Annotated in this window: 29 protein-coding genes and 2 tRNA genes; 19 read left to right on the forward strand and 12 right to left on the reverse strand. The window is 35.9% G+C overall.

Annotated features, from left to right (window positions below; translation table 11 throughout):
• Window positions 1-101: 101 nt before the first annotated feature.
• Window positions 102-509, reverse strand: a complete 408-nt coding sequence (locus SACI_RS00250; RefSeq protein ID WP_011276986.1) for a hypothetical protein — start codon at window positions 507-509, stop codon at window positions 102-104.
• A 129-nt stretch (window positions 510-638) separates the two neighbouring features.
• Here SACI_RS00250 and SACI_RS00255 point away from each other — a divergent pair, with 129 nt between their 5' ends.
• A complete protein-coding gene (locus SACI_RS00255) occupies window positions 639-2,150 on the forward strand; it encodes a bifunctional ADP-dependent NAD(P)H-hydrate dehydratase/NAD(P)H-hydrate epimerase (protein WP_011276987.1) in 1,512 nt (503 codons plus the stop codon).
• Here SACI_RS00255 and SACI_RS00260 read toward each other — a convergent pair.
• Window positions 2,147-2,608 (reverse strand): peroxiredoxin, encoded by a 462-nt coding sequence (locus tag SACI_RS00260; protein ID WP_011276988.1) that lies wholly within the window; start codon window positions 2,606-2,608, stop codon window positions 2,147-2,149. The two genes, SACI_RS00255 and SACI_RS00260, sit on opposite strands and share 4 nt — an antisense overlap.
• Window positions 2,609-2,672: 64 nt before the next feature.
• On the opposite strand from SACI_RS00260, the gene ppcA reads away from it, so the two are divergent.
• Together ppcA and SACI_RS00270 are read left to right on the forward strand one after the other, a co-directional pair.
• On the forward strand, window positions 2,673-4,208 hold the full coding sequence (gene ppcA, locus SACI_RS00265; protein WP_015385346.1) for a phosphoenolpyruvate carboxylase: 1,536 nt from the start codon (window positions 2,673-2,675) through the stop codon (window positions 4,206-4,208).
• On the forward strand, window positions 4,205-5,020 hold the full coding sequence (locus tag SACI_RS00270) for a hypothetical protein (protein ID WP_011276990.1): 816 nt from the start codon (window positions 4,205-4,207) through the stop codon (window positions 5,018-5,020). The genes ppcA and SACI_RS00270 overlap by 4 nt, the downstream gene beginning before the upstream one ends.
• Window positions 5,021-5,044: 24 nt before the next feature.
• Here the strand turns inward: SACI_RS00270 and meaB are convergent, their stop codons facing one another.
• From meaB to SACI_RS00285, 3 genes are all read right to left on the reverse strand, one after another.
• Window positions 5,045-6,004 carry a methylmalonyl Co-A mutase-associated GTPase MeaB gene (meaB, locus tag SACI_RS00275; protein WP_011276991.1) on the reverse strand — a complete coding sequence of 320 codons (960 nt, stop codon included), beginning with the start codon at window positions 6,002-6,004 and terminating at the stop codon, window positions 5,045-5,047.
• Window positions 5,988-6,410 carry a cobalamin B12-binding domain-containing protein gene (locus SACI_RS00280; RefSeq protein ID WP_011276992.1) on the reverse strand — a complete coding sequence of 141 codons (423 nt, stop codon included), beginning with the start codon at window positions 6,408-6,410 and terminating at the stop codon, window positions 5,988-5,990. Before SACI_RS00280 ends, meaB begins: the two co-directional genes overlap by 17 nt.
• A gap of 38 nt (window positions 6,411-6,448) precedes the next feature.
• Window positions 6,449-6,524 (reverse strand) — tRNA-Pro (locus SACI_RS00285).
• 291 nt (window positions 6,525-6,815) lie between these two features.
• On the opposite strand from SACI_RS00285, the gene sac7d reads away from it, so the two are divergent.
• Both sac7d and SACI_RS00295 read left to right on the forward strand, forming a co-directional pair.
• A complete protein-coding gene (sac7d, locus tag SACI_RS00290) occupies window positions 6,816-7,016 on the forward strand; it encodes a chromatin protein Sac7d (RefSeq protein ID WP_011276993.1) in 201 nt (66 codons plus the stop codon).
• A 118-nt stretch (window positions 7,017-7,134) separates the two neighbouring features.
• On the forward strand, window positions 7,135-7,470 hold the full coding sequence (locus SACI_RS00295; protein ID WP_011276994.1) for a transcriptional regulator: 336 nt from the start codon (window positions 7,135-7,137) through the stop codon (window positions 7,468-7,470).
• 105 nt (window positions 7,471-7,575) lie between these two features.
• Here SACI_RS00295 and SACI_RS00300 read toward each other — a convergent pair.
• Window positions 7,576-7,709: transfer RNA gene (locus tag SACI_RS00300), tRNA-Trp, on the reverse strand.
• A gap of 113 nt (window positions 7,710-7,822) precedes the next feature.
• On the opposite strand from SACI_RS00300, the gene lysS reads away from it, so the two are divergent.
• Window positions 7,823-9,301, forward strand: a complete 1,479-nt coding sequence (lysS, locus tag SACI_RS00305) for a lysine--tRNA ligase (protein ID WP_015385348.1) — start codon at window positions 7,823-7,825, stop codon at window positions 9,299-9,301.
• Here the strand turns inward: lysS and SACI_RS00310 are convergent.
• A complete protein-coding gene (locus tag SACI_RS00310; RefSeq protein ID WP_011276996.1) occupies window positions 9,285-10,361 on the reverse strand; it encodes a site-2 protease family protein in 1,077 nt (358 codons plus the stop codon). The genes lysS and SACI_RS00310 overlap by 17 nt on opposite strands.
• Window positions 10,362-10,395: 34 nt before the next feature.
• Between SACI_RS00310 and SACI_RS00315 the strand changes: the two genes are divergently transcribed.
• Genes SACI_RS00315 through SACI_RS00325 form a run of 3 tightly spaced genes read left to right on the forward strand, consistent with a single transcriptional unit; the run spans window position 10,396 to window position 12,575 of the window.
• A complete protein-coding gene (locus SACI_RS00315; RefSeq protein WP_011276997.1) occupies window positions 10,396-11,061 on the forward strand; it encodes a nucleotidyltransferase domain-containing protein in 666 nt (221 codons plus the stop codon).
• Window positions 11,048-11,581: a DUF1122 family protein gene (locus tag SACI_RS00320; protein WP_011276998.1), complete on the forward strand. Its 534-nt coding sequence runs from the start codon at window positions 11,048-11,050 to the stop codon at window positions 11,579-11,581. The genes SACI_RS00315 and SACI_RS00320 overlap by 14 nt, the downstream gene beginning before the upstream one ends.
• The gene (locus SACI_RS00325; protein ID WP_011276999.1) at window positions 11,562-12,575 is read left to right on the forward strand and encodes a radical SAM protein; all 1,014 of its coding nucleotides are present in this window, start codon (window positions 11,562-11,564) and stop codon (window positions 12,573-12,575) included. Before SACI_RS00320 ends, SACI_RS00325 begins: the two co-directional genes overlap by 20 nt.
• Here SACI_RS00325 and SACI_RS00330 read toward each other — a convergent pair.
• Window positions 12,552-13,580 carry an mRNA surveillance protein pelota gene (locus SACI_RS00330; RefSeq protein WP_011277000.1) on the reverse strand — a complete coding sequence of 343 codons (1,029 nt, stop codon included), beginning with the start codon at window positions 13,578-13,580 and terminating at the stop codon, window positions 12,552-12,554. The genes SACI_RS00325 and SACI_RS00330 overlap by 24 nt on opposite strands.
• 22 nt (window positions 13,581-13,602) lie before the next feature.
• Here SACI_RS00330 and rimI point away from each other — a divergent pair, with 22 nt between their 5' ends.
• Together rimI and SACI_RS00340 are read left to right on the forward strand one after the other, a co-directional pair.
• Window positions 13,603-14,067 (forward strand): ribosomal protein S18-alanine N-acetyltransferase, encoded by a 465-nt coding sequence (gene rimI, locus SACI_RS00335; RefSeq protein WP_011277001.1) that lies wholly within the window; start codon window positions 13,603-13,605, stop codon window positions 14,065-14,067.
• A 32-nt stretch (window positions 14,068-14,099) separates the two neighbouring features.
• Window positions 14,100-16,448 carry a DNA-directed DNA polymerase gene (locus tag SACI_RS00340; RefSeq protein WP_011277002.1) on the forward strand — a complete coding sequence of 783 codons (2,349 nt, stop codon included), beginning with the start codon at window positions 14,100-14,102 and terminating at the stop codon, window positions 16,446-16,448.
• Here the strand turns inward: SACI_RS00340 and dnaG are convergent.
• The 4 genes from dnaG to SACI_RS00360 are packed head-to-tail and all read right to left on the reverse strand — an operon-like array spanning window position 16,438 to window position 19,616.
• Window positions 16,438-17,676 (reverse strand): DNA primase DnaG, encoded by a 1,239-nt coding sequence (gene dnaG, locus SACI_RS00345; RefSeq protein WP_011277003.1) that lies wholly within the window; start codon window positions 17,674-17,676, stop codon window positions 16,438-16,440. The two genes, SACI_RS00340 and dnaG, sit on opposite strands and share 11 nt — an antisense overlap.
• Before the next feature lie 9 nt (window positions 17,677-17,685).
• Window positions 17,686-18,771, reverse strand: a complete 1,086-nt coding sequence (locus tag SACI_RS00350; RefSeq protein ID WP_011277004.1) for a tyrosine--tRNA ligase — start codon at window positions 18,769-18,771, stop codon at window positions 17,686-17,688.
• 44 nt (window positions 18,772-18,815) lie between these two features.
• Entirely contained in the window at window positions 18,816-19,166 is a 351-nt protein-coding gene (locus tag SACI_RS00355) for a hypothetical protein (RefSeq protein WP_011277005.1), read from the reverse strand.
• A 45-nt stretch (window positions 19,167-19,211) separates the two neighbouring features.
• On the reverse strand, window positions 19,212-19,616 hold the full coding sequence (locus SACI_RS00360) for a secondary thiamine-phosphate synthase enzyme YjbQ (RefSeq protein ID WP_011277006.1): 405 nt from the start codon (window positions 19,614-19,616) through the stop codon (window positions 19,212-19,214).
• A gap of 34 nt (window positions 19,617-19,650) precedes the next feature.
• On the opposite strand from SACI_RS00360, the gene SACI_RS00365 reads away from it, so the two are divergent.
• From SACI_RS00365 to SACI_RS00400, 8 genes are read left to right on the forward strand one after another with little or no spacing between them, the layout of a single operon-like run.
• Complete coding sequence (locus SACI_RS00365) at window positions 19,651-20,925, forward strand: AIR synthase related protein (RefSeq protein WP_011277007.1); 1,275 nt, start codon at window positions 19,651-19,653, stop codon at window positions 20,923-20,925.
• Window positions 20,926-20,951: 26 nt separating this feature from the next.
• On the forward strand, window positions 20,952-21,464 hold the full coding sequence (locus tag SACI_RS00370) for a 30S ribosomal protein S13 (RefSeq protein ID WP_011277008.1): 513 nt from the start codon (window positions 20,952-20,954) through the stop codon (window positions 21,462-21,464).
• A 17-nt stretch (window positions 21,465-21,481) separates the two neighbouring features.
• Window positions 21,482-22,012 (forward strand): 30S ribosomal protein S4, encoded by a 531-nt coding sequence (locus SACI_RS00375; protein ID WP_011277009.1) that lies wholly within the window; start codon window positions 21,482-21,484, stop codon window positions 22,010-22,012.
• Complete coding sequence (locus tag SACI_RS00380) at window positions 21,996-22,394, forward strand: 30S ribosomal protein S11 (RefSeq protein ID WP_011277010.1); 399 nt, start codon at window positions 21,996-21,998, stop codon at window positions 22,392-22,394. The genes SACI_RS00375 and SACI_RS00380 overlap by 17 nt, the downstream gene beginning before the upstream one ends.
• A gap of 11 nt (window positions 22,395-22,405) precedes the next feature.
• Window positions 22,406-23,200 carry a DNA-directed RNA polymerase subunit D gene (locus SACI_RS00385; protein WP_011277011.1) on the forward strand — a complete coding sequence of 265 codons (795 nt, stop codon included), beginning with the start codon at window positions 22,406-22,408 and terminating at the stop codon, window positions 23,198-23,200.
• Window positions 23,200-23,556 (forward strand): 50S ribosomal protein L18e, encoded by a 357-nt coding sequence (locus tag SACI_RS00390; protein WP_015385350.1) that lies wholly within the window; start codon window positions 23,200-23,202, stop codon window positions 23,554-23,556. Before SACI_RS00385 ends, SACI_RS00390 begins: the two co-directional genes overlap by 1 nt.
• Window positions 23,553-23,999: a 50S ribosomal protein L13 gene (locus SACI_RS00395; protein ID WP_011277013.1), complete on the forward strand. Its 447-nt coding sequence runs from the start codon at window positions 23,553-23,555 to the stop codon at window positions 23,997-23,999. The genes SACI_RS00390 and SACI_RS00395 overlap by 4 nt, the downstream gene beginning before the upstream one ends.
• A complete protein-coding gene (locus SACI_RS00400; protein ID WP_011277014.1) occupies window positions 23,996-24,412 on the forward strand; it encodes a 30S ribosomal protein S9 in 417 nt (138 codons plus the stop codon). The genes SACI_RS00395 and SACI_RS00400 overlap by 4 nt, the downstream gene beginning before the upstream one ends.
• Window positions 24,413-24,417 lie beyond the last annotated feature (5 nt).

Consider the following 24,417-nt stretch of genomic DNA (forward strand, 5'->3'; position numbering starts at 1 on the left):
GCATTTGTTAAGCTTTTTTAATACTAAATATAATTAGCATTTTTGTATTTCAACAAAGTTTGAGATTTTTGTATTACGGAACTAAAAATCCTCTAAAAAACTTAACTTGTATATAAAATTCTTTCGTATAATTTCTTTGCCTCTTCATACTTCTCCTTTGATTTGGTTTCTAATTCGTTCTTCCTTTCAGGAAGTTTTTCAGCTAATAGTTTTGAGAGCATATAAACTGTAGCTGTAAGCATAAATTTCTCTTTTAATTGCTCACTTTCCTTTTTATTTAACTCTTCGAACCAATTGGTTATATATTCTAACCCTAAATACTTTATCATTTTCTCTAATATTCCCCTAGCATGACCCAATTCAACTAAGGCTTTTTCCCTAATTTTTTCAGATTCTTCCTTTTTATTAACCTCCTCCAGCTTTTGAGAGGAGAACAATAGTAATAAATGGTCTTCGGAGTTAGCCATAAAAAGCTCTTTTAATCCTATTTCAGTCTGTGTCCCCTTCATCACCTTTAAATTGTATTCATAGCTAATATACTCTTGTTAAAATAATGATGACTAACTCCAATACTGACCAATGATGTCGTAACCCGAAACTGAATAAAAGTAAAATCCTTCCCTACTGAGAATATTTGTATGATAACCTCAAAAAGAATGAAAGCCCTTGAAATTAATAGCGAAGCATTAGGCGTGCCAACATTACTCTTGATGGAAAACGCAGGGAGAAGTGTAAAGGATGAAATAATGAAAAGACTGAATTTGGACTATTCTAAAAAGGTTGTAGTATTTGCAGGAACTGGTGGAAAAGGAGGAGACGGATTAGTAGTAGCAAGGCACCTTGCCTCGGAAGGGTCAGAGGTTCATGTTTTACTTTTAGGCGAGAACAAACATCCGGACGCAATCATTAACTTGAATGCAATATATGAAATGGATTATTCTATTAGAGAAGTTAAACTGATAAAAGATACTGACGAATTGCAACCAGTTAAAGCTGACGTGCTTATAGATGCCATGTTAGGCACGGGATTTTCTGGTAAAGTTAGAGAACCATTTAGAACAGCTATTAGAGTATTTAATCAGAGCTCTGGTTTTAAGGTTTCTATAGATATACCCTCTGGGATAAATGCAGACGATGAAGAACAGCAGGGAGAACACGTTATTCCCGACCTAATAGTCACCTTTCATGATCTTAAGCCAGGCTTAAAAAAATTTGAGAGTAAAGTGGTCGTCAAGAAAATAGGTATTCCTAAAGAGGCTGAAATATATGTTGGTCCCGGTGATGTCATTGTCAATGTGAAGAAAAGAGAGTATAACACAAAGAAAGGAGATAATGGAAGAGTTTTGATCATTGGAGGGAATTTTACATTTAGTGGAGCCCCAACTCTATCTGCTTTGGGAGCCTTAAGGACGGGAGCAGATCTGGTATATGTCGCATCTCCAGAGGAGACAGCTAAGGTCATCTCTAGCTTTTCCCCTGACCTTATATCTATTAAGCTTAAGGGAAAGAATATATCTACAGACAATTTGGATGAGCTAAAACCATGGATTGATAAAGCTGACGTCGTAGTTGTAGGACCTGGTATGGGACAAGAAAGGGAAACTGTAGATGCTTCCATAGAGATAGTTAGATATCTGAAAGCAAAGAATAAACCTTCAGTCATAGATGCTGATGCGTTAAAATCAGTGGCAGGTATGGAATTATTCCCGAATGCAGTAATAACTCCTCATGCAGGAGAATTTAAGATATATTCAGGGGTTCAGCCTGATTCGAACATGAGAAAAAGAATTGAGCAAGTGAAGGAGTGCTCACTGAAATGTAATTGTGTAGTACTCCTTAAGGGTTATGTTGATATCATAGCAGAAAAGGAAGAATTTAAACTTAATAAGACAGGAAATCCTGGAATGGCAGTTGGCGGTACTGGGGATACATTGACAGGAATAATTGCCTCATTTATGGCTCAAAAACTATCTCCATTCACTTCTGCTTACTTGGGAGCATTCGTTAATGGTTTAGCAGGGTCTATAGCATATGAAAAACTTGGCGCACATCTAGTTGCAACAGATATAATAGAAAACATTCCTAAGGTAATTAATGAACCTTTAGAAGTGTTCAAGAAAAAAGTGTACAAAAGGATTTTAGATACTTAGGTTTTACCCCTAATTCTTTTAATAATCTCAAGTGATTTGTTTGCATGTTCTTCTGCATTTCCTAGACCGCTCAATACCTCTATAATTTTTCCGTTTTCGTCTATGATAAAGGTTACTCTCTGAGCACTTGAGCCTTTCTCGTTTAGAACACCGTATAATTTAGCTATTTGTTTATTTGAGTCAGAAACTATAGGAAATCTGGCACCGCATTTGTCTGCAAAACTCTTTTGAGTTGAAACTGTATCAACACTAACACCTATAACTTCAGCATTTAACTGTTTAAATTGGTCATAAAGTTGTCCAAATTTTATGGTCTCTCTAGTACAACCAGGTGTAAACGCCTTAGGATAGAAATATAGTACAACTACAGATTTGCCTCTATATGAAGATAGTTTCAATTTTCCTATAGTTGAATCTCCTTCAAAATCAGGAGCTTCATTTCCTTTTTCTAAAGCCATAGATTATCTGATATAAATATATTCAGTTATGGTTTTTAACCTCTTTTTCGCTTATGCCTTACAAATGAGAAAAATACCTAGGACTATGTCAACACAGCATCCTGATAACGCAAAAGTTCCTGAGTGGAACCAAGGAGAAGCAATAAGCGGTGAAAACGAGATCATCGAGGCATATTTGGCTTTCTCCAGGTATGGTGTGGAGGAGGTAATGTGGGATGCTGAAGGTAAGGACGTGGACACTCATGTAGTGAGAAAATTACTAAGTCAATACCCAGAATTTTTCAGACATAGGATATTAGGCAAGGATATTTTCCTGACGTATAGGGTTCCAAATCCAAAAATAGAGGGTGCTGAGAGAAAAGTCTTTGCTGAAACGCTAAATACTATACCAATAACATATGACTTAGCTGAGAAGTTTTACGGCGAAAATCCTAATCCACCAGTCTTTGAAGTTATTTTACCTTTTACAACTAGTTATGAAGAGTTAATTGCAGTCATCAAGTTTTATGAGAAAGTAATAGTTAACAGTGACAATACGAAGCTAGTTGATGATACTTATGTAAAGGATATTATAGGTGAGACAAATCCTAAGAAGATCGAAGTAATTCCTCTAATAGAAGATAGAGATTCAATGTTAAGAATAGATACAATAGTTGGGAAATACATAGAAATAGAGAGACCTCCATATCTGAGAGTATTCTTAGCAAGATCAGATCCAGCTATGAATTACGGTTTATTGTCAGCTGTTCTGTCAGTCAAATATGCATTAAGTAGACTTTCGAAAATGGAAAAGATTTATGGAGTGAAAATATTTCCTTTACTTGGAGTCGGTTCTTTACCCTTCAGGGGTCATTTTAGTCCATATAATGTTGAAAATACCTTGAATGAATATAGAGGCATATATACCTTTACTGTTCAATCAGCGTTCAAATATGACTATGAAGATGACCTTGTGATCAGTGCAATAAAGAAAGTAAATGGGACTAACGTAACCGAAAAAATTGAATTAAGTGAGGAAGATGAGGAGATCATTTCCAACGTAACGAGAAAATACACGCAAGGTTATCAGAATAAGATAGAGGCATTAGCCGATGTTATAAACAAAGTGGCATTACTGCTTCCTAGAAGAAGAGCAAGGAAATTACACATAGGTTTGTTTGGATATTCTAGAAGCACAGGTAAGGTAACACTACCTAGAGCTATTTCCTTTGTTGGCTCTCTTTATACTATAGGTATTCCACCTGAGATTATAGGACTTTCCTCTCTATCAAAAATGACTGATCAAGAACTTAATGCCATATTCAATAATTACAAGTATTTGAAGAACGATCTGCAATTCGCAGCTCGTTTCGTTAACTTTGAAGCTCTTCAATTACTTAAAGATATATGGAATATTGATGCAGAGGTTGTCAAAGCTATAAAGGAAGATATAGACTACGCAGAAAATAGTTTGGGAATTAGAATAGGCGAAAGTGATTATATGAGCAAAAAACACGTTCTACTCTCTACCCTGGCACTATTGTCCATAAAAGAGGGTAAATTGGACGAGGCTAAAACGTATATAAAAGAAATGGCTATAGTAAGAAGAGCAATAGGATGAAAATACTAGTAAGTGGTTTAATTCCCGTAGATTCGGGTAAGACCACTTTTTCGCTTTCTATTCTAAGCTTTTTTAAGAGTGTTGGAATAGATGTGTTTCCGCATAAGCCAGTTGCAGGTCATAATGCGTGGTATAGTTATTCTACACTATTAAGAAGCGAAGAACTTAAAGCACTTGTAGGCAACGATGCTCTAAAATACTATGATGAAACCAGACTAGATATAAATATGATAAATCCTTTTGCGGTTCTTCTTGCTCCTCCAGATCTTGAAAAATTAGGGTATAATGTAAGACTCTATAAAGAGATTATTACGAATGGTCTTCCCGTAATGATAAGATTATATGACGGCAATGCCGTATCACACCTTGTTTTAGAAAAGTTTAGTGAATTGGTAACCGATTCTCTCGTAGAAAAGATAGAGTCATTATCAAAGGTTCTAAAAGCCATCCGAGTTCCTAAGGAAAAGTTAAATGAGATTATAAATTACTCACCAGACATCTCTGATATATCTACTCAGAAAATATTGTCTCGGGAGTCTAATGTTTTAATTGAGTCTTATAATGACGCCTTAGCTCCTAACTATAGTTCTTTAAACGTAGATTGTCTCTTTATCGTATCTCCTGGTAAAGTGTTTTTAATAGACGAGTTTAAGAAGTTCATTACTCTCTTTGCTACTCAGCCTTGGCTAATTCAGGGATCCTCATTTATTAGGTATGCAAAAGTGAGCAAAGTGTGGAAAACAGAGTTGGGTACATATAAACTGGAAAACGGTTTAGAGGATTTTTTGTTAGGCTTAGCTGAAAAAGAGTAAGAAGTGGACTTATTCTCAGTAAAATTAAGCCTTCTGTTGATTTTCTAATATACTGCCTATGATTTTTGTATATTTCTCAATAAGAAGCTTAATTCTGTGATTTTTATTTAACTCTACGTCTATCTCATTTTTATTCTGTATAATGAACCTTTCTATTATAGTGTTTATAGATCTTTTTAGTAGTAATTCTAGTATCTTAACCCTTCTATTTTCAACTTTAAATTCAAACTTTCTATTACCTATCAAGAACCTCAGATGTTCATCAAAGGCGTCAATGAGTTCACTTATACCAACTCCCTTAATTGCTATTGTTTTCACTATCCTTGGTTTCCATCCATCCTTATACTCACCTTCAGCGGTTTCAATTGCAAACCTTATAGTGTTATAAGCTAATTCAGTTTCAGGCTTATCAGATTTGTTTATAACATAGATATCTCCAATTTCCATTATTCCTGCTTTTAGGGCTTGTATGTCATCTCCAGTTCCAGGAGTCGTTAATACACTTATGGTATGAACGGTATCTATGACTTCTGTATCCGTTTGTCCTGCACCGACTGTTTCAACCAATATTCTATCAAATCCTAATCCATCCAAAGCTTCCACTAACATTAATGCTTCTGAAGATATACCACCTAAATATCCTCTGGATCCTATACTTCTAATGAAAACTTTTTCTCCAAACTCATCTTCTGATAGCCTTATTCTATTACCCATAAAGGAGCCTAAACTAAATGGACTTGACGGATCTATTAGTATCACACCTACCCTATGTCCTCTATTTAAATATTCACTAACCAGCTTGGAAATTAGTGTACTTTTCCCTGAGCCAGGAGAACCAGTGATTCCTATCACATGGGCTTTTCCGGAATTTTTCATTAATTGCTCTAAGGCATCGAGACCCTCTGGGGTCAGGTATTCTATCTTAGTTAACAGTCTTCCGATTGCTAACTGGTTCCCCTTAAGTGCCTCATCTAACAGGCTCAAAACTTAGACCTCTCTTATCTGAGGCTACTTTTATTATTTTTTCAGTTATTTCTTTAAGACTTGAACCAGGCAAAAATACTTCATCTACACCCAATTGTTTTAGGGCAGGAATATCTTGAGGTGGAATAACTCCTCCAACTACAAGGCCTACGTCATTTAGTTTCTTGTCTTTCATTTCTTTTACTAACATTGATATTAACTCAATGTGAGCTCCACTCAGTATACTTACTCCTATAACATCTACGTCTTCCTGTATTGCAGCTTTTACTATTTGCTCAGGTGTTTGTCTTAAACCAGTATAAACAACTTCCATGCCAGCATCTTTCAATGCTCTGGCTACTACTTTAGCACCCCTATCATGGCCGTCTAATCCTAATTTAGCTACTAGAACTTTGATACGCTTCATACTTAATATTAAGTTTAAACTGTTTAAATTTTTTAGTCTGGGGCCGCCGGGATTTGAACCCGGGACCACCAGGGCCCAAGCCTGGCATCCTAGTCCAAGCTAGACTACGGCCCCTCACTATAACTAGCTAGTTTAAGGTTTATTAATTTGTTGCTTGATCTTACCAACATACGTTGATCTAGATATTATGTTGAATTCTTATGTTCTATAGCGTAATTATGAACAGTTTGTATAACTCCTTTAGAGAATAAATTATATTTCAATATTACTAATTATTGTACTGGATTCCCCATAAAATTGTATACATTATATAGGAAAAATAATTTGAGGTAGTCTCATAAGTATGACTTAACTTAATACCGTAAGGTTTATTTATGACAATATCGTAAGATAACTTGACCTAATATGGTGAAGGTAAAGTTCAAGTATAAGGGTGAAGAGAAAGAAGTAGACACTTCAAAGATAAAGAAGGTTTGGAGAGTAGGCAAAATGGTGTCCTTTACCTATGACGACAATGGTAAGACAGGTAGAGGAGCTGTAAGCGAGAAAGATGCTCCAAAAGAATTATTAGACATGTTAGCAAGAGCAGAAAGAGAGAAGAAATAAAATAATTTGTTAAGAAAATCTTCATATAAATTCTTTTTATTTTCTTGTTTTAATTTATTAGAATTCGGCTTAACTTTAAGGTTAACATAATTTATACTTACTACATATATTTTATGTTATGACAAAGAGAATTAATGCGCCTTGTGAGAGAGCATCCCGTGAAATTATCCCAGTTGTAAAAAATTTAATAGCCAATAACTTGTACGCAAAAGGATATACGTACAAGCAAATAGGGGAGATTCTAGGAGTTTCAGCTACAGAAATAAATTACTTGATCAGAGGGTTAAGGGGTACTAATGAACTTAGAGACATACTTAAAAAGGATAAGGAGTTTACGGAGTTGGTAGAATCGTATGTGACTAGTGGTGAAGAATTTTTATCATTGTGTCCATTATGTAGTTATGTTAGGCGAAAAGTATTAAACTGGTCTATTATTTGTCCATACGATATATAATGATGAGCTTCCAGGCTCTGGATTGATGAAGAGGGTTAGCAAGATCTGATTTATGTAATTGTTTTCATGCTACAATGTTTCGGTTAGAAACTAAACTAAAAATAATGGGCCCACGGGGACTTGAACCCCGGACCACCGGGTCTCTCCTCCAGATCTATATCATCCCCCAACAAGGGGGTCTTAAGACCCAATGCAGCTCATCTGGAGCCCGGCACTCTACCTGGCTGAGCTATGGGCCCATTATCGATCATCTGTTGATTATAGTTTAAGTGTTAGATAGAAATAAACTTAACTCACCGGCTTTGTGCAAAGTTTAAAACTTAACTCTATGTTTCATATTATTGATTTAGCGTTGAAATGGGATGAACGACGAGTAAAAATAGTTGATGAGTTAAAGTCAAAGGGAATCAATCCATATCCTCATAAATACGATATAACTCACACCATCATAGACATAAAGAAGATGGAGAGGAGCGACAAACCAACAGATGCGTTTGCTTTTGATATATCAACTGCTGGTAGGGTTGCTAATATTAGGAGACATGGCAAAATCTCGTTCGTAGATATATTTGATGAGGGTGAAAGACTTCAATTACAATTGAGAGTTAATGAATTAGGCGATAGGTATGATAAATTCTTCGAGATAGTAGACAGAGGAGACATATTAGGTGTTAAAGGTGACTTGCTCTATACTATAAAAGGCGAATTAACACTTAGAATCAAGGACTATGTGCTCTTGTCAAAGTCCCTAATAGAACCTCCTGATTGGTCTAAGCTTTCACCTGAATTTAGATATGCTCATAGGTACGTAGATTTTCTGTATAATGATTTGGCTAGGAGAAATATGGAAATTAGATATTCTACAATAAGGAGGATAAGAGAATTCCTTTATTCAAAAGGATTTATGGAAGTGGAAACACCCATATTACAACCTGTTTACGGAGGGGCACTGGCTAAACCGTTTATGAGCCATGTAAACTACCTGAATGAAAACTGGTATCTGAGAATATCTTTAGAATTATATCTCAAAAGATACATTGTTGGTGGATTCAATAAAGTATTTGAAATAGGTAAAGTGTTTCGAAACGAAGACATAGATGTTACACATAATCCAGAATTTACTCTATTGGAGTTATATTGGGCTTACGCAGATTATAATGATATTATGAGACTCACTGAAGAAATGCTTCAAGACGTAGTTAAAAATATCAATAATGACTCCAAAATAAAATACAGTATTGGAGGAAAAGAGTATACGATAGAGTTTTCACAATTTAGAAAAATTACCATGATTGATTCTTTGACTGAAGTTTTAGGCAAAGATGTTGATAAAATGAGTGATGAAGAGCTGAAGTCTCTTATGGACAAGAATGGGCTTAAGCCAAGAGGAAATATGTATATTAGAGGTTTAATGATAGAGAAATTATTTGATAAATTAGTCACTCCAACACTGATACAACCGACCTTCGTTTTGGATTATCCTGTAGAAACAACTCCCCTCTGCAAGCCTCATAGAAGCAAGCAAGGATTGGTGGAAAGGTTTGAACTATACGTAGCTGGAATGGAACTTGCAAATGCTTATACTGAACTGAACGATCCTATAATACAAGACATGCTATTCAAACAAGAGCAAGAAATGTTTAAGAGGGGAGACGAAGAGGCTCACCCATACGATGTCGACTTCGTTAGAGCCCTTAGCTACGGTATGCCTCCTACAGGAGGATTAGGAATAGGTATAGACAGGTTGATAATGTTGTTGACAAATAACATGAGTATAAAAGAAATAATACCATATCCTATGCTTAGTGCTAAGGTCATCCAAGAGGATTAAAAGAGAACAATATTGCTCCTATGAGGATTACAGTAAATACTGATTGTATAAGATAAGATTCCCTATCTCCCAATCCTAATTTTCTTGTTATTTCTGTGAAAACTTTTCCTCCATCTGTGATAATTAATGGGGCGCCGTTTAGCAGTGCAAGGCTGAAGTTAACAGTGAACATCCATGTTATGAATTGAAGCAATCCAAGTAGTCCCTGAGGAAAATAATAAGTAATGTATACACCTATCTGATGTGTTTGTGTTGTATTAATCGTAATTGAGTTTATTGAACCATTGGGATATAATAAGGTAAGTATATGAGTTCTTCCTTGATCTAGATAATAAGATAATTGTTGAGGTACTTTTACCGCATTTCCATCTACTTTCAATATTATACTGTTAACGGGTATTGAAGCATTATAAGCTGGAAAATATTGTTTTTCACCTACTATAAGTAAACCTTGCGAAAGGTTTGCAGGTAGAAAGTTGGCTAAGGGAAAGAATATGGCTGCTAAGATCAGATTTACAGCTATTCCAGCGGATATTATTTTAAGTCTAGATATGGAGCTGGCAGATTTGAACTCCTCTTCATCAGGCTCCACAAATGCTCCCGGAAAGAAAATGAGAAGTAAAAGACCGCCACTCCTTACCTTAATGCCGTTAGAGGTAGCTGATATTGCATGAGCTAATTCGTGTAGTGTGACAGAGATTCCAATTGCAAGGAGGATATAGGGTAATTGGTCTAAACCAACTGTTATACCCGGGATTATGGGCTGTAACGAAACTGTAGACCCTGAACTAGACGGGAATACAGAGTTCAGGAAAACATATAATATTAGAGCTAAGCCTAACACTAATGAAATTACTCCAAGCACAACTGCAATTTTATCAAATATCTTGTACGCCCGTTTCCTAGCAAAATTTGGAAACCATTCACTTCTTGTCTGTTTTTTCCACAGTAACATGAAAGGGTAAACCACGAATCCCCTTTTTTCCAGTCGTCTTCTAAACGTGTACATTACTAGCCAGAAAAGTAATATACCTAAGGCAAAGTATACTATGTTATTCATGAATTTATATCCTTATTTGGATAATAAAAACTAAATGGAGGTAGCTTATACTAATGAGCACTGGAAAGTACTTATAGAGAAGAGAAAAATTGCTATGGAGATTTTGAATTATTTAACCAAACTTGGAATGGAGGGTTTTGTTTACGGTTCTGTTGCCAGAGGCGACGTAAATAAGGAAAGTGATATAGATATTGTGATATTTAATCCTAATATTCTGGGTCTGGATTTAATATCTTGTGATCATAAATTTATAGTGCAAGCAACACCTTTTTCCACTCCTAAGGCATATATTTCATTGGATCATGAGGAGAAGAAAGTCATTTCATTTCCATTATCCAAATTGACAAAGAAAGAGACTGAATTCTACTACTTTGGTGGATTATTGAGCAGAGATGAGATAATAAAGGACATTCGAGCTCCTGGTGTTAATAAAAAGCTATCAATTATAATTCCCACCAAGGAGGGACACATTGAACTTCCATTGAAAGGTAATGAAGATTATGCTGTAAAAGTGATTAAGAATGTTTCAAAGGATACAATAATGGAAAGGGAAAGATTATTGACTAAAAGAGAGGAGAAGGGTCATACTGGAATCTTTATTAAATATGAACTTACCAGGGAGGAAAGTTTACAAGAGGCTTTTAGAGATTTATATAAGTCAAATAAGTATTTTAGAAGAGTGATAGATGCTAAGCGGTAAGGTAGGGAATAAATTAGTTATAGAGAGCATAGACGTAAAAGACACTCAAATAAAAGAACTGAAGACATTCATTCTTTATGTAAATGGAAGGAAAGTTGGTAGGACGTTTTATTTTACTGGAAGGGAGTATTATTTGCCTTGGATAGAAATAGATTATGACCCATGGCTTAGGGAAATTGATGGGGAAGTTGATTTATTCAATTTTATCTACAATGTACTTCCTCCTGGTGGTAAACTATTTGTAACTTACATAAGGGACAAGGAAACTGCTGACATGTTATATCAAGGTTTTTCGCCTGCCGATACACCGTTAGGTTTCTCTCTGCTAAAAGCAGGCTTCACGTGGTTTAAAAACTGGTATTTCCCTGAAGGAGGTAATGAAGGTGCTCCTAAGATTCAAGCCAATAAGCCGTTAAACGATACAGATATGATTAGACAGCTCAGAGAACTATTAGATGAAGTTAAAAGGAATGAAGTAAAAGCTTTCATAGAGAGTAAGATTGCTAAAAGGAAATCCTGAGATTGGATTATATAATCTTGATCTGCCTAAAGGTTGCGAGCTATGTAGGATGGGGGGTAAGCTTGTAGTTTTTATCACAGGTGAATGTGGGGATAATTGCTACTATTGTCCGGTAAGTGAACAGAGATTTGGGAAGGATAAGGCGTTTGCTAATGAAGCGCCTGCTGAAAACCTGGTAGATTTTATTTATGAAGCCTACAGAATGAGGGCGTTAGGTGCAGGAATTACAGGCGGAGATCCCTTGATAAGAATTGACAAAGTAGTAAGTTTGATTAAGAAATTTAAGGACGAATTTGGTCAGGAATTCCACATTCACCTGTATACTAGTGGTAGATATGTAACTAAGGATGTTCTAAGTGAACTAGAAAGAGCCGGCTTGGACGAAATTAGATTTCACCCTCTAAAAAGAGAATACCTTAGAGCAATAGAGAAAGCAGTGCAGTTTAATTTCGATGTGGGAATAGAGGTTCCTGCAATACCAGGACAAGAACAAGAGTTGGAAAAGTTGATATTATGGTCAAAAGCGATAGGAGTTAAGTTCGTTAACATGAATGAGCTAGAACTAACGGAAAGGAATTATGCACCTTTAAATGCTAGAGGTTTTAAAAGTGCCCATGGACTTGCAGGAGTAAATGGAAGTTTTGAAACGGCTTATGCTACTTTGAGAAAATTACATGAAGAGAAAATTGCACTCCACTACTGTAGCTCAGTTTACAAAGATTTAGTGGAGACCAGAACTAGGTTCCTGAGAATTATAAAGTACTCATCTAAAGCCTATGAGGAAGGAACGGGAGAGGGAACAGTTCTAAGAGCCGTAGTGAAGTCTTCTCAAGATCTAAGTGATTACGGTGAAGAGATAGAAAAGGGAGTCTGGAGTATTTCACCATCTCTGATTACTCACTTAGGAGTAAATGAGTACGTATTAGTGGAGGAGTATCCTGATTGGAGGAAACTTAAGATAGGAGAGAAGTTAGTTTATTCTAAACCTCAGTAGAGAGACTATTCCTGTCAAATTTTTAACTTGATAGTAGATTGGAGAATCCTTTGGTACTATCATGATCTTTCCCTTCTTTTTCTCAATATCCCTCAAGAGCTCATCAATAATTTCCCTACCAGTATCAGTTAGATAGTCTTCAGTAATTAGTAATTTATCCACCGCACCTAGTTCATTAGCCTTCTTTATATCTTCTATGCCATATACGACTAATCCGGTATTTTTAGCTAGATTTTCCATTATACTTTCAAGTATTTTTAATTGTTGTGCTATTTCAAATTCCCTGTATACCTGATCTATAATATCCCTTCTGAGTAATTCATTTAACCCCGCTCTACTAGCTGACGATACGCTATCTACATATACGATCAACTTATTATCAATCTGTTTTATTTTCTGGTTTACCATATCTTTAAAAGGACCTGGTCCTGCAATTATAATCACGTTTACGCCTGTGAGTTTTACGAACGAGATTATTTCATTTGCCATTTCCTCAATATTTTCATTTACTACATCGTTATCCTTCCCTGGAGTCTGGAGACTTTTCTCTGCTAGGATTTTCACACCTTGCTTCATCAATAATGCTATGATATATTCATCTACGTCCACTAATGCAATTAGTAGTTTACCTTTTTTCTCCTCTTGTTCTCTTATTTTCTCTAATTCATAATTACTCCATTGTTCTTTTATTATGATCACTTCATCACCAATATCTAAATTTACAGTATGATGAGCTCCTTTTATTCCGAACCTTTCTGGTGCGTCAAGTATTAGTCCGTGTATTCTAAGCCTAGTGGTAAAATTTTGAAATTCCGTATATTCCACCTGTAGTTCTATAGTCATTGGAATTCTCCTACTGTCTTTTCCCATACTGATATCTCTGGTGGTCTTGGCGACTATTCTATCTCCCTTTTTTATTATAATGTGTAATAGCCATAAATCGTCTTCATTTTCTACGTGAAGTTTGAGCGATCCTCTTTTGTCATTAAATTCTAAAATCTTCATTTCTTATATCTAGTGAGTAACTTTGATAATTATATCTGACGCTAGGGAGGAGGATTTACCTGAAATTTATGATGTAGAATTAGAGAGTTTTGATAATCCTTATCCGTTTTCTTTACTTAGAGCGTATTATTATATATCTGGTGATCTCTTTATCGTTGCTAAAAGCGGTGATAAGGTTATTGGGTATATTCTAGGCATAATACAATTTGGTTATAGGGGACATATAGTATCTATAGCGGTAAAAAAAGATAAGAGAGGAAGTGGTATTGGCACTAAACTTATCTCTGAACTAGAAAATAGGTTTAAATTAGCTTATCATTGTATCCATTCGTACCTAGAAGTTTATTATAAAAATATATCTGCTATCAATTTCTATATAAAGAACGGTTATAAAGCAGTAAGGATTCAGAAGGACTATTATGGAAGAGAAAAGCATGCCATAATTATGATTAAGAGCCTATACGATCATCAAAATGGCTTTGAGTAAATATTTTATTTAGTTTCTAGTAGATAATCAGTGTGTTAGAGGATTTCTTTGTATTAGACTTTTCATATGATGTTGTTGACAACATCCCCGTTATATTTATTTGGTCTATAGATAGACGAGGTAACAGAGTTACACTAGTAGAGAAGAACTTTAGACCATATTTCTACGCTGTGGTAGATGATAGAGAAGATGTATCTAGGGTGATCTCTGAGATAAAGAAACTAAGTAAGCCCTCCTCTCCTATAACCAATATAGAAATTGAGACTGATCGAAGGTACTTTGGTAATCCTTTAAAATCATTAAAGATAGAGACTGTAGTTCCTGCATATGTGAGGATATATAGAGATGAGGTATCTAAAATTAAAGGTGTAAAGAATGTACTAGAGGCTGACATAAGATTTTACATGAGATATTCAATAGACAAGGGAATAAAACCGTTTTACTGGATTAAGGCTGACGTGGAGGAAATTCAACCGAAGGAGATTTTCAAGGTAAAATCTGAGAAACTGTATTTGATTAAAGACATATTAGAAATATATGAGGCAGAGGAACCTAGGCTTAAAACCATGGCGTTCAGCATAGAGGTTTATAATAAGTATGGTTTTCCTAACACAAGAAGAGATCCTATTATAGTAATAGGTGTATATACTGAAAATGGGTATAAACAATTCATATCCTCGGATTATGACGATATAAATGTAATAAGAGAATTCATAAAGTTTGTAAATGATTTTGAGCCGGATATAATTTTTGGTTATAATTCTAATTCGTTTGACTGGAGATATCTTGTAGAAAGAGCAGAATTAAGAGGGATTAAAGTTGCAATAGGTAGGAAAGTTAATAGTGAGCCTTCACAAGGGGTCTATGGTCATTACTCGGTAACAGGTAGACTAAACGTAGATCTAGCAGGTGTTTTTTGCTCATCTAGAAGTAAGAGTCTAATAGATCTCGCGGATAATCTGGGTGTTATGCCAAAGAATAAGAGAGAAATATTAGAATGGTATGAAGTACCTAGGTACTGGGATGATAAAAGTAAGAGGGAAATTCTCCTGAAGCATAACTTATCTAATATAAAATCAATTTATGATATAGGTCAGTCTAATCTCCACTACCTCATCCAACTTGTTAAAGTCACTGGCTTACCTCTAGATCAACTTTCCATGGCTAGTTCAGGACACAGAATTGAATGGCTTCTGGTTAGGGAGTCCAAGAAATATAATGAATTTATACCAAATAGAGAAGAGAGGAGAACTGAAGCCTCTGATGAAGGTATTATAGTCCCTCCAGTATCTGGTCTACATAATAACGTCTACATGCTAGATTTCTCGACCATATACCCTTCCATCATTTTAAAATATAATATAAGCCCCGACACCCTAGTGAGAGGAGATTGTAGTGATTGCTGGACCTCTTTGAATGGTAATTATAAGTTCAGAAAGGATATTAAAGGTCTTTATCAAAATGTTCTCTTAAATCTTTCAGCAGAGATTGAAAGAAGAGAAGAAATCATAAAGACTTTAGACCCTGAGAAGAGGAGGAGGCTCGAAGAAGAATTAAGAGCCTTAAGGTCTATATTAAACTCATTTTACGACTATATAAGGTGGACTAATGCTAGATGGTATGTTAAAGAATGTGCCGAAGGATTATTTGAATGGGGAAGGGAACTTATCCTACAAATTCTAAAAATCGTTAAGGAGAGCGGTTTTCAGGTAATTTATGCAGACACTGACTTAATGTTTTTTAAAGGCGAAAATGATCCTAAGAAGTTGGAAGAAGACATAGCCAATAGGTTAAGCCTTAATCTCAAATTTAACAAATTCTATACTAAACTTATTCTATTAGAGGGCAAGAAACAGTACGCAGCTCTCACCAAAGATAACAAGGTAGATATGGTCGGTATCGAGGATTATAGGAATAATTGGTGTGATCTCGCTAAAGAAGTTCTACAAAACGTGGTAGACCAGGTGCTGAGAAGCGACAAGATCAACGAAGCTGTAAGATATGTCAAGAGTGTCATATACTCGTTGAGAAGGGGAGAGTTTAAGATAGAAGATCTTGTTACATGGAATATTATAGATAAGGACATAGAAGAGTACAAGTTTGACTTGCCTCATATTGTTGCCGCTAGAAAAGCTATGAAATCAGGACATTTAGTAACTAGAGGATCTAAGATAGGTTATGTGATAGTTAAGGGTTCAGGTAAGCTTAGTAACAGAGCTGAGCCATATTTTATGGTTAAGGAAAAATCAAAAGTTGATATTGAATATTATATTGATAAGCAGATAATACCCAGTGCATTAAAAGTTCTGGGGTTATTTGGGGTAAAAGAAAATACCTTTAAATTTGGGGGAACTGACGTTTTGAATTTTTTTAAGAAATAATGTCGTTGAAACTTAATAACTCAAGTTCTTTTGGTCTTCTATTTATTCCTCCTATTCGTGCGCCTATTAGCATTTTTATGTTTTTGGCTGAAGCTAGGTCCACTAATCTCTGTGTTATAACACCATCAAATACGATGTACCTAATACTATCTGCGCTAATATTTTCTAGTTTTTGTACTATGTCTCTCACCTGTATTTTTTCAATTATATTCCAATTTTCATCTAGTAAAATTCCCTCTAAAGTTCCTGGTAGTTTCTTTATCTCTTCTATTATTTGCGCAGGTACCGTTATCTGTATTTCTTTCTTCTCTTCAGGCTTAACTTCAACTTGTATTTGTGTAGATGTAGTTGTAACTGCAGTAGTTGTAGTCTCAGTAGCAAGTGCTTGTTTTATCGCCTGTTGAGCCTCTTGTTGTTTCTTTATGTATTGCGCTATTGTAACCATATTTGAAAGTGATTTGGCTATTTCTTTTCCTGTTAGCTCCTCTACTTCTTTTCCTGTAGGTGCTCTAGCTACATAATCCAATTTTATGTTGCTAGATAGCAGTTCTTTTAGTATCAAATCTCCACCATGATCTCCATCTAAGAATGCTATTACTGCCTTTTTCTGTTTTGTAAGGTCAACAAGAGTTTGAGGTATTTTCCCTGTGGCACCTTCAACTGCAATAACGTTCTTATATCCATATCTTAATAGATTTATTACGTCTGCTCTTCCTTCAACTATTATCAGTTCAGGATCCTTGTCTACATCTGGTCCTGCAGGTAGTCTTTCTGGTCCGTATTCTGTCAACTCTCCCGTCTTTACAGAGGACGTTATTTCATTAATGACTTCTCTTATATCTAAGGTTTTTTCTCTACTCCAACTTCCTAAAATTTCTTTAGCTCTACCAATTATCTTTTTTATCTTTTCCTCTCTAATGTCAACTATGTCAATTAGTTTGAATTCAGCATTGTATGGACCTACTTTATCCACGTTCTCTATCATAGCAGCAACTAAAGCGGTTTCAACTTTATCTAGATTTGAGGGAATAATTATTGTTCCTTCAGATCTTCCCTTACTGGTTGATAAATCTACAGATATTCTACCTAATCTACCTTTGTCTTGAAGTTCTCTGAGGTCAAAATCATCGCCAAATAAATTTTCAGTCTGTCCGAAGATCGCACCTATAACATCGGGTTTATCCACTATCCCCTCAACATTAAATTTAAACACTATGTTGTATTTCATTTGTCTTTTTCACCTAGTTATACTTTTTTCTATACTTGATATCAGATCTACGAATTGTGACTTGGAGCTTATTCTTTTCCTTATAGGGTCTAGTATATCATTTAATTTTCTTGCCGTAGCTAGCTTTAAGTCTAACGGATGCAATTTACCTTCAATGAAAATGCGTTCTAGTTCTTCGTATGATTTTATCTCTATGTCTCCACCATACTTGGTGTCTCTCTCTATTTTCAACGTTACGCCTTGTTCTCCAAAAATTATATATTTGTTTATCTGAAGAACAGGGTTATCGTTTACTACTCCCTTTGGACAGTATGAATTCTTTAGTTTAGACTCAACTAGTTCTGGTGAGTCATGAATAAATATTGCAGTTTCAGGTTTAGATTTACTCATTTTTATAGTGGCTAAGTAGTCGTCTTCCTCTAGTCCTTCTGTATTCATTCTTTGTCCTCCCTGGAGACCGACTAGAAGAGGTGTGTGAATTGCAATCACTTTTTTCCTTTGTAATTTTTCTGCCACGTCTCTTGCTAGCATATGGGCTTTTCTCTGATCCGTACCACCTAAAGCTATGTCAAGATCCTGGAAGAATATGTCAGAAACTTGCATTGCAGGATAAATTAATTTTGAGGTATCAAGCTCAGCTTCCTCTGATCTCCTCCCCATTATAGTTAGCGCTCTTTTCATTCTTGCGAGACTAGTATTTTTTGCGACTTTTACCACTAAGCTCCAATAATCAATATTCTCCACTAAGTCTTCTGCGTAAACAACTTTCAATTTACTCATGTCAACTCCAAATCCTTCAAGTACTTCTAATGCGTATTTACCCGCAAGTTTTATTTTCTCTAGATCTCCTCCAAGCTTATCATTTATCATCGCATGCCAAGTTGCCACGAGAATTGACATGTCTACTCCGGCTTTGATTAAGTCTTTCAGTTTCTGAGCCCAAATAAGCCAACCGATGTGAAATAAGCCACTTGGTTCAAAGCCTATATAACCCTTTAATTTACTGTTCTCTTCTAACTTTTTTTTCAGTTCATCTATAGTTATTACTTCATCAGTATTTCTAGTAATTAATTTAATTTTTTCATCTATGTTCAAATAAGCATCCCCTTAAAAAATGAAGGCATAACAAATAAAAAACCCTATTCATCGATTATTTGCTTCAAGAATATTACAATCGGGTGCGATTTACCAAGTTTTTCTTCTAGATCATATACGATCAAATCTACATCAATTTCGTTCTGAATAATTTTCTCGACTAAAGCCTCTGTAAACTTGTAGAAATTAAAAAATTCCTTCTCATCCATCTCCTCTTCGTCATCATCAGTAAACGCAAATTTCACCTGATTATTAGTTTTACTCAATTCAGAAACGTCAATTCTAGTGCTAGTATTAATGATAGATTTTAGATACTCATCAACTATTTTTTCTACACATGACGAGTTATTGCAATATCCTAACTTTTCGAAAATAGAGAAGTAAGCGGGTGGCATTCTGGTAACCCACTAATATTTACATACTAAGTAGTAAAAAAGCTATTATTCTCCGATACCCTTTACTAATATACTCCTAGTTCTTGGTCCATCAAATTCTAAAAGAATGACCCTTTGCCACGTCCCTAAATCTAATTCTCCATTGGTTATTGGCAAGACCCTGGAGTTCCCAATTATGGAGGAAATAATGTGTGCATGTCCATTATTGTCAATGTTATTATGTTCAAATGTGCCATCAGGTGGAACAAGTTTCTTACCCCATTCAAGATAATCCTTCATTAAACCACTTTCAGCCTCATTAACGATTAATGCACATGTAGTATGTTTCACAAAAACATATACCACCCCATCTTTGATTCCCTTAATGTTTTCCCTTATGTGTTCTGTTATGTCTATACTTTCAAACCTAGATTTAGTTCTAACATTAAACTCATGAGTAACTATCTTCATAAGCTTATAATATGTAAGGAAATTATTATATTTCATGGATCTTGAAGGGATTGCTAGAAAATTAATTCCTGATCTAGAGAGCGCTAGACGGAAAATAGAGGAGGAGATCTCGTTCTACAAGGATAACAGGTATCCTTTCATAAAGGAATTGGTAGACGCAGTAGTTGAAGAGGCAAGGAGATCCCTTGAGGCAGAAAATAAAGATAAATTACTTAAGTATCCCGTTACGGGAGTCAGAGCAGGAGAAGCAGGTCTTGGTTCTAGGGGTATAGGTGATCATATAGTTCACGAAAAAATACTTCAACTTAGTAAACTAGGGGTATATGAAGACGCAAGAGTCACAGAAGAGGGGATACTTGCCTCAATAGACGGTATCCATTCTAGGCTTTCGTATTTCCCTTTTCTTGCTGGCTTTCATGCAACGAGAGCATCGTTAAGAGATGTTATGGTGAAAGGTGGAAGACCAATAGGGATACTCATCGACATACATTTATCTGATGATAGTGATGTAGGGATGTTATTGGACTTTGAGGCCGGTGTATTATCAGTTGCAGAGTCGCTTAATGTGCCTATTCTCTCGGGTAGTACACTAAGAATTGGGGGAGATCTTGTAATAGGTGAGAGAATTAGTGGAGGAGTTGGTGCGATAGGTGTGATACATAAAAAGTACTTTGGAAGGAACTCGATTAAGCAGAATATGGATATTGTAATGACAGAGGGATCTGGAGGAGGAACGATTGCTACAACTGCAATATATAATGGGTATTACGACGTGGTAAGAGAGACTATTTCTATTAAAGATCTGATTACCTGTAAAATAGTTTCTGAGGAAATGTATGATTTAGTAGATAGTATGACTGACGTTACAAATGGCGGTATAAGGGCTACTGCAAATGAGTTGCCTGAAAACTTATCATTAGCCATAAACACAGAATCTTTTCTGAGGCTGATAAACAGAAAAGTGTTAAATATGCTTAATGAACTGCAGATAGATGTTTTCGGGCTATCTATAGACTCTATACTCATCTTCACTGATATAGGTAATGAAGTTGTAAGTAAATTAAAAAGCAAAGGTATTAATGCGGAGATAATTGGAAAAGTAGTTCAAAGACAAGATTCGCCATTAATTACTAGTGAAGGTAAACCTCTAATCATGAATTTCAGAGAGTCTGCTTATACACCAGTTAAAAGAGTTATAGGTAATTATTCTCCTTTGTCTATTGGTGATATTAGGAAAGCTTTGGAAACATCCTTTGAGCAGGTGAAGGATAAGATGGAAAAAGTATTGAAAACTTTAAAAGCGAGTTAATAGTTTAGGTTTACAAGTAGATATTTATGTCTCAACAGCAGTTCAAGTACATAGTAAGGCTCTTTGGTCAAGACGTAGATGGAACTATGAAGCTTCCTTATGCCTTAGCCATGATTAAGGGTATAGGGTATAATACTGCTATGATAATTATTCGTAAATTGAATCTTGATAAGGATAAACGATTAGGTGAAATATCAGACGAGGACATAAAGAAGATTGAGAATTTGTTAAACAACAAAATTATTCCGGAAAGCCCTAACTGGATCTATAACAGACAGAAGGATTACGAGTCAGGAGCCGATATGCATTTGGTGACCTCTGATTTGATCTTTTACGTTAGAAATGATATTGAGAGGGAGAGGAGAAGTAGGAGCTGGAGAGGTGTGAGACATAGTTTAGGTCTCAAGGTCAGAGGTCAGAGAACTAGAACTACTGGAAGAACTGGTGCCACCATAGGTGTAAGAAGAGCAAAAGCTGGTCAGCCTCAACAGCAGGCAAAGCCAGCTGGACCCGCAGAGGGTGGAGAAGCAAAGAAATAAACTCTTAGGTGATTTAGATGGGAGATCCCAGAAAGAGTAAGAAAAAATGGATGGGTCCTAGCCATCCTTGGATAAAAATAAACCTAGGTAAGGAGCAAATTCTAATAGGCAAATACGGGCTTAGAAATAAGAAAGAAATCTGGATAGCACAGACCATGATTAGAAACTTCAGGCATCAAGCAAGATCTTTACTGGCATTACCACCAGCAGAGAGAAATATTAGAGAGAAGCAATTGATACAGAAGCTCTATAGGATGGGTATACTAGAGAAGGACAACTCTACACTTGATGACATTCTGAGCTTAACTGAGGAGAATTACCTTGAAAGAAGACTACAGACTATTGTATATAAGAAAGGTCTTGCAAGGACAATATATCAGGCTAGGCAACTGATAACCCATGGTCATATAGCCATAAGTGGTAGGAAAGTTACTTCTCCAGGTTATGTAGTTTTGAGGGGAGAGGAGGATTTAATAGATTATTATCCAACTTCTCCTTTCAAGCAAAATCCACCATCACAAGGTGAGGTAAATGTCGAGCAGGCGTGAAATTAGATGGGGAAATGCGAGGATATATGCCTCGCAGAATAATACAATAATAACAATAACTGATATTACAGGTGCAGAGATAATATCTAAGGCATCAGGTGGTATGGTAGTTAAGGCTGATAGAGAAAAACCATCGCCATATGCTGCAATGTTAGCTGCCAATAAGGCTGCAAATGATGCCTTTGATAAGGGTATTAGTGCTATACATATAAAGGTCAGAGCACAGGGTGGATACGGTTCCAAGACTCCTGGACCTGGAGCTCAACCGGCTATAAGGGCATTAGCAAGAGCTGGATTTATAATTGGAAGAATTGAAGACGTTACGCCATTACCTCATGATACCATAAGGAGACCTGGTGGAAGAAGAGGAAGAAGAGTATAACGTGTTAAGCTATGCCTATTTCTTTAATCGAAAGAAATGGATTAAGGCTTAGGTTAGTGCTAGAGAATTATCCCCTTGAGTTCGTAAACTCTATAAGGAGAGCATCAATTTTATATGTACCCGTTATGGCTGTGGATGAAGTCTATTTTATAGAAAACAATAGTCCTTTGTATGACGAGATTTTAGCTCATAGACTTGCACTCGTGCCTTTTGTTTCAGATGAAGCCTTAGAACATTATAGACCTCCAGAGGAGTGTGCGGAATGTAAGGAAAATTGTGATGGTTGTTATAATAGAGTATATCTTGACGTGGAGGCTAAAGATCAGCCTCTTATGATTTACTCCAGAGATTTGAAGTCTGAAGACCAAATGATAACTCCTGTTTCGGGGGCAATCCCAATAGTATTGTTGGGCTCTAAGCAGAAGATTAGTTTAGAAGCTAGATTAAGATTGGGATATGGAAAAGAGCACATTAAGTATAGTCCAGTTTCTGTCTCAATTGTTAGGTATTATCCTAAAGTTACCGTATTAGGAAATTGTGAGAAGGCAGTGGAGGTTTGTCCAGAAGGCGTCTTTGCTATGGAAAATAATAAACTAGTTGTAAAGAATGAATTGTCGTGTATTCTATGTGAAGAATGCTTAAAGTATTGTGCGGGTTCTGTTTCTATAGAGAGTGTAGAGAATAAATTTATTTTAGAAATAGAATCGGTAGGTAGTTTAAAGCCAGAGAGAATTTTAATAGAGGCAAGTAAGAGCTTATTACGTAAGTTGAGTGAATTAAAGAGTAAGTTGGAGGCTGGAAAGTAATGTCTCGTGGTAGTACTAACATAATGTTAAGAAAGTTGATTACTTCATTGAAAAAACAAGATAAGGCTATATGGGTTAGAGTGGCTGAGGAGCTAGAGGCTCCAAGAAGAAAGAGGGCTTACATTAACATTTATAAAATCAATAGGTATAGTAAGGCAAATGATATAATTGTGGTACCCGGAAAGGTATTAGGAGTAGGAAACCTTGATCATCCAGTGACAGTAGTGGCACTCTCGTTCTCCAAACCGGCTAAGGAGAAGATATTAAGAAGTGGAGGTAAGGTTATGAGTTTGTATAAGGCTATACAGGAGTTAAATGATTTTAAAGGTAAAACTGTGAGGTTGATGAAGCAATGAGTAGTCAGGAAGAGATAGTTATTGTAGACGCAACAAACCAAATATTAGGAAGAATGTCAACCCACATAGCTAAGTTATTGAAGTCAGGTAAGAAGGTCTATGTGGTGAATGCTGAAAAAGCGATAATAAGTGGTCCTAGATCTAGGGTTCTAGAGGGCTACTCCCTTCTATTTACTGTAAAGACTATGCAAAATCCTTACAGGCAAGGAATTAGAAGACCCAGAAATCCAATAAACATAGTGAAGAGAACAGTGAGAGGGATGCTTCCTAAAAATAAATTAGGAAAGCAAATTTACAGGAATCTCAAAGCATATATCGGAATTCCTAAAGAACTGGAAGGTAAATCTATGATTAGATTTGACGATGCTGATGTTAGTAGGTTAAAAGGTAAATATATAACTGTTGCAGAGTTATCAAGATTATTAGGTGGGTTAAAGCAATGAGTCAGGCTGAACAGAATTTTATGATTACTTATGCGAGAAGGAAGTCTGCTAGAGCAAGTTGTTACATCAAACCTGGTAATGGGAAAGTTTTCGTGAACGATATTCCAATTGAAATTATACCAATTGAGGTAGTTAGATATAAAATAATGGAACCTTTGGTCTTGGCTGGAGACAAGATAACCTCTTCCATAGAAGCTAGAATATACACACAAGGAGGAGGTATAATGGGTCAAGCTGATGCTGCTAGAATGGCACTAGCTAGAGCATTGGTCAAATTTACGAATAGTAAGGAACTTGTAGAGATCTATAAGTCATATGACAGAACTATGCTAGCTGGAGACCCAAGGCAGACTGAGTCTGAAAAGTGGATGAGATATAGTGCTAGAAGATGGAGACAGAAAGCGTACAGGTGAAACTT

Source organism: Sulfolobus acidocaldarius DSM 639 (assembly GCF_000012285.1).
In the GTDB taxonomy this organism is placed as follows: Archaea; Thermoproteota; Thermoprotei_A; order Sulfolobales; family Sulfolobaceae; genus Sulfolobus; species Sulfolobus acidocaldarius.

Excerpts from the sequence above, each read along its gene's own strand:
- ppcA (WP_015385346.1), top strand. The coding sequence starts at position 2,673 with ATGAGAAAAATACCTAGGACTATGTCAACACAGCATCCTGATAACGCA.
- SACI_RS00330 (WP_011277000.1), bottom strand. The coding sequence starts at position 13,580 with ATGAAGATTTTAGAATTTAATGACAAAAGAGGATCGCTCAAACTTCAC.
- SACI_RS00390 (WP_015385350.1), top strand. The coding sequence starts at position 23,200 with ATGTCTCGTGGTAGTACTAACATAATGTTAAGAAAGTTGATTACTTCA.
- sac7d (WP_011276993.1), top strand. The coding sequence starts at position 6,816 with ATGGTGAAGGTAAAGTTCAAGTATAAGGGTGAAGAGAAAGAAGTAGAC.
- dnaG (WP_011277003.1), bottom strand. The coding sequence starts at position 17,676 with ATGAAATACAACATAGTGTTTAAATTTAATGTTGAGGGGATAGTGGAT.
- SACI_RS00315 (WP_011276997.1), top strand. The coding sequence starts at position 10,396 with ATGGAGGTAGCTTATACTAATGAGCACTGGAAAGTACTTATAGAGAAG.
- SACI_RS00365 (WP_011277007.1), top strand. The coding sequence starts at position 19,651 with ATGGATCTTGAAGGGATTGCTAGAAAATTAATTCCTGATCTAGAGAGC.
- SACI_RS00375 (WP_011277009.1), top strand. The coding sequence starts at position 21,482 with ATGGGAGATCCCAGAAAGAGTAAGAAAAAATGGATGGGTCCTAGCCAT.
- SACI_RS00360 (WP_011277006.1), bottom strand. The coding sequence starts at position 19,616 with ATGAAGATAGTTACTCATGAGTTTAATGTTAGAACTAAATCTAGGTTT.
- SACI_RS00280 (WP_011276992.1), bottom strand. The coding sequence starts at position 6,410 with ATGAAGCGTATCAAAGTTCTAGTAGCTAAATTAGGATTAGACGGCCAT.
- SACI_RS00320 (WP_011276998.1), top strand. The coding sequence starts at position 11,048 with ATGCTAAGCGGTAAGGTAGGGAATAAATTAGTTATAGAGAGCATAGAC.
- SACI_RS00355 (WP_011277005.1), bottom strand. The coding sequence starts at position 19,166 with ATGCCACCCGCTTACTTCTCTATTTTCGAAAAGTTAGGATATTGCAAT.
- SACI_RS00400 (WP_011277014.1), top strand. The coding sequence starts at position 23,996 with ATGAGTCAGGCTGAACAGAATTTTATGATTACTTATGCGAGAAGGAAG.
- SACI_RS00310 (WP_011276996.1), bottom strand. The coding sequence starts at position 10,361 with ATGAATAACATAGTATACTTTGCCTTAGGTATATTACTTTTCTGGCTA.
- SACI_RS00370 (WP_011277008.1), top strand. The coding sequence starts at position 20,952 with ATGTCTCAACAGCAGTTCAAGTACATAGTAAGGCTCTTTGGTCAAGAC.
- SACI_RS00395 (WP_011277013.1), top strand. The coding sequence starts at position 23,553 with ATGAGTAGTCAGGAAGAGATAGTTATTGTAGACGCAACAAACCAAATA.
- SACI_RS00250 (WP_011276986.1), bottom strand. The coding sequence starts at position 509 with ATGAAGGGGACACAGACTGAAATAGGATTAAAAGAGCTTTTTATGGCT.
- SACI_RS00260 (WP_011276988.1), bottom strand. The coding sequence starts at position 2,608 with ATGGCTTTAGAAAAAGGAAATGAAGCTCCTGATTTTGAAGGAGATTCA.
- SACI_RS00385 (WP_011277011.1), top strand. The coding sequence starts at position 22,406 with ATGCCTATTTCTTTAATCGAAAGAAATGGATTAAGGCTTAGGTTAGTG.
- SACI_RS00270 (WP_011276990.1), top strand. The coding sequence starts at position 4,205 with ATGAAAATACTAGTAAGTGGTTTAATTCCCGTAGATTCGGGTAAGACC.
- SACI_RS00295 (WP_011276994.1), top strand. The coding sequence starts at position 7,135 with ATGACAAAGAGAATTAATGCGCCTTGTGAGAGAGCATCCCGTGAAATT.
- SACI_RS00255 (WP_011276987.1), top strand. The coding sequence starts at position 639 with ATGATAACCTCAAAAAGAATGAAAGCCCTTGAAATTAATAGCGAAGCA.
- SACI_RS00380 (WP_011277010.1), top strand. The coding sequence starts at position 21,996 with ATGTCGAGCAGGCGTGAAATTAGATGGGGAAATGCGAGGATATATGCC.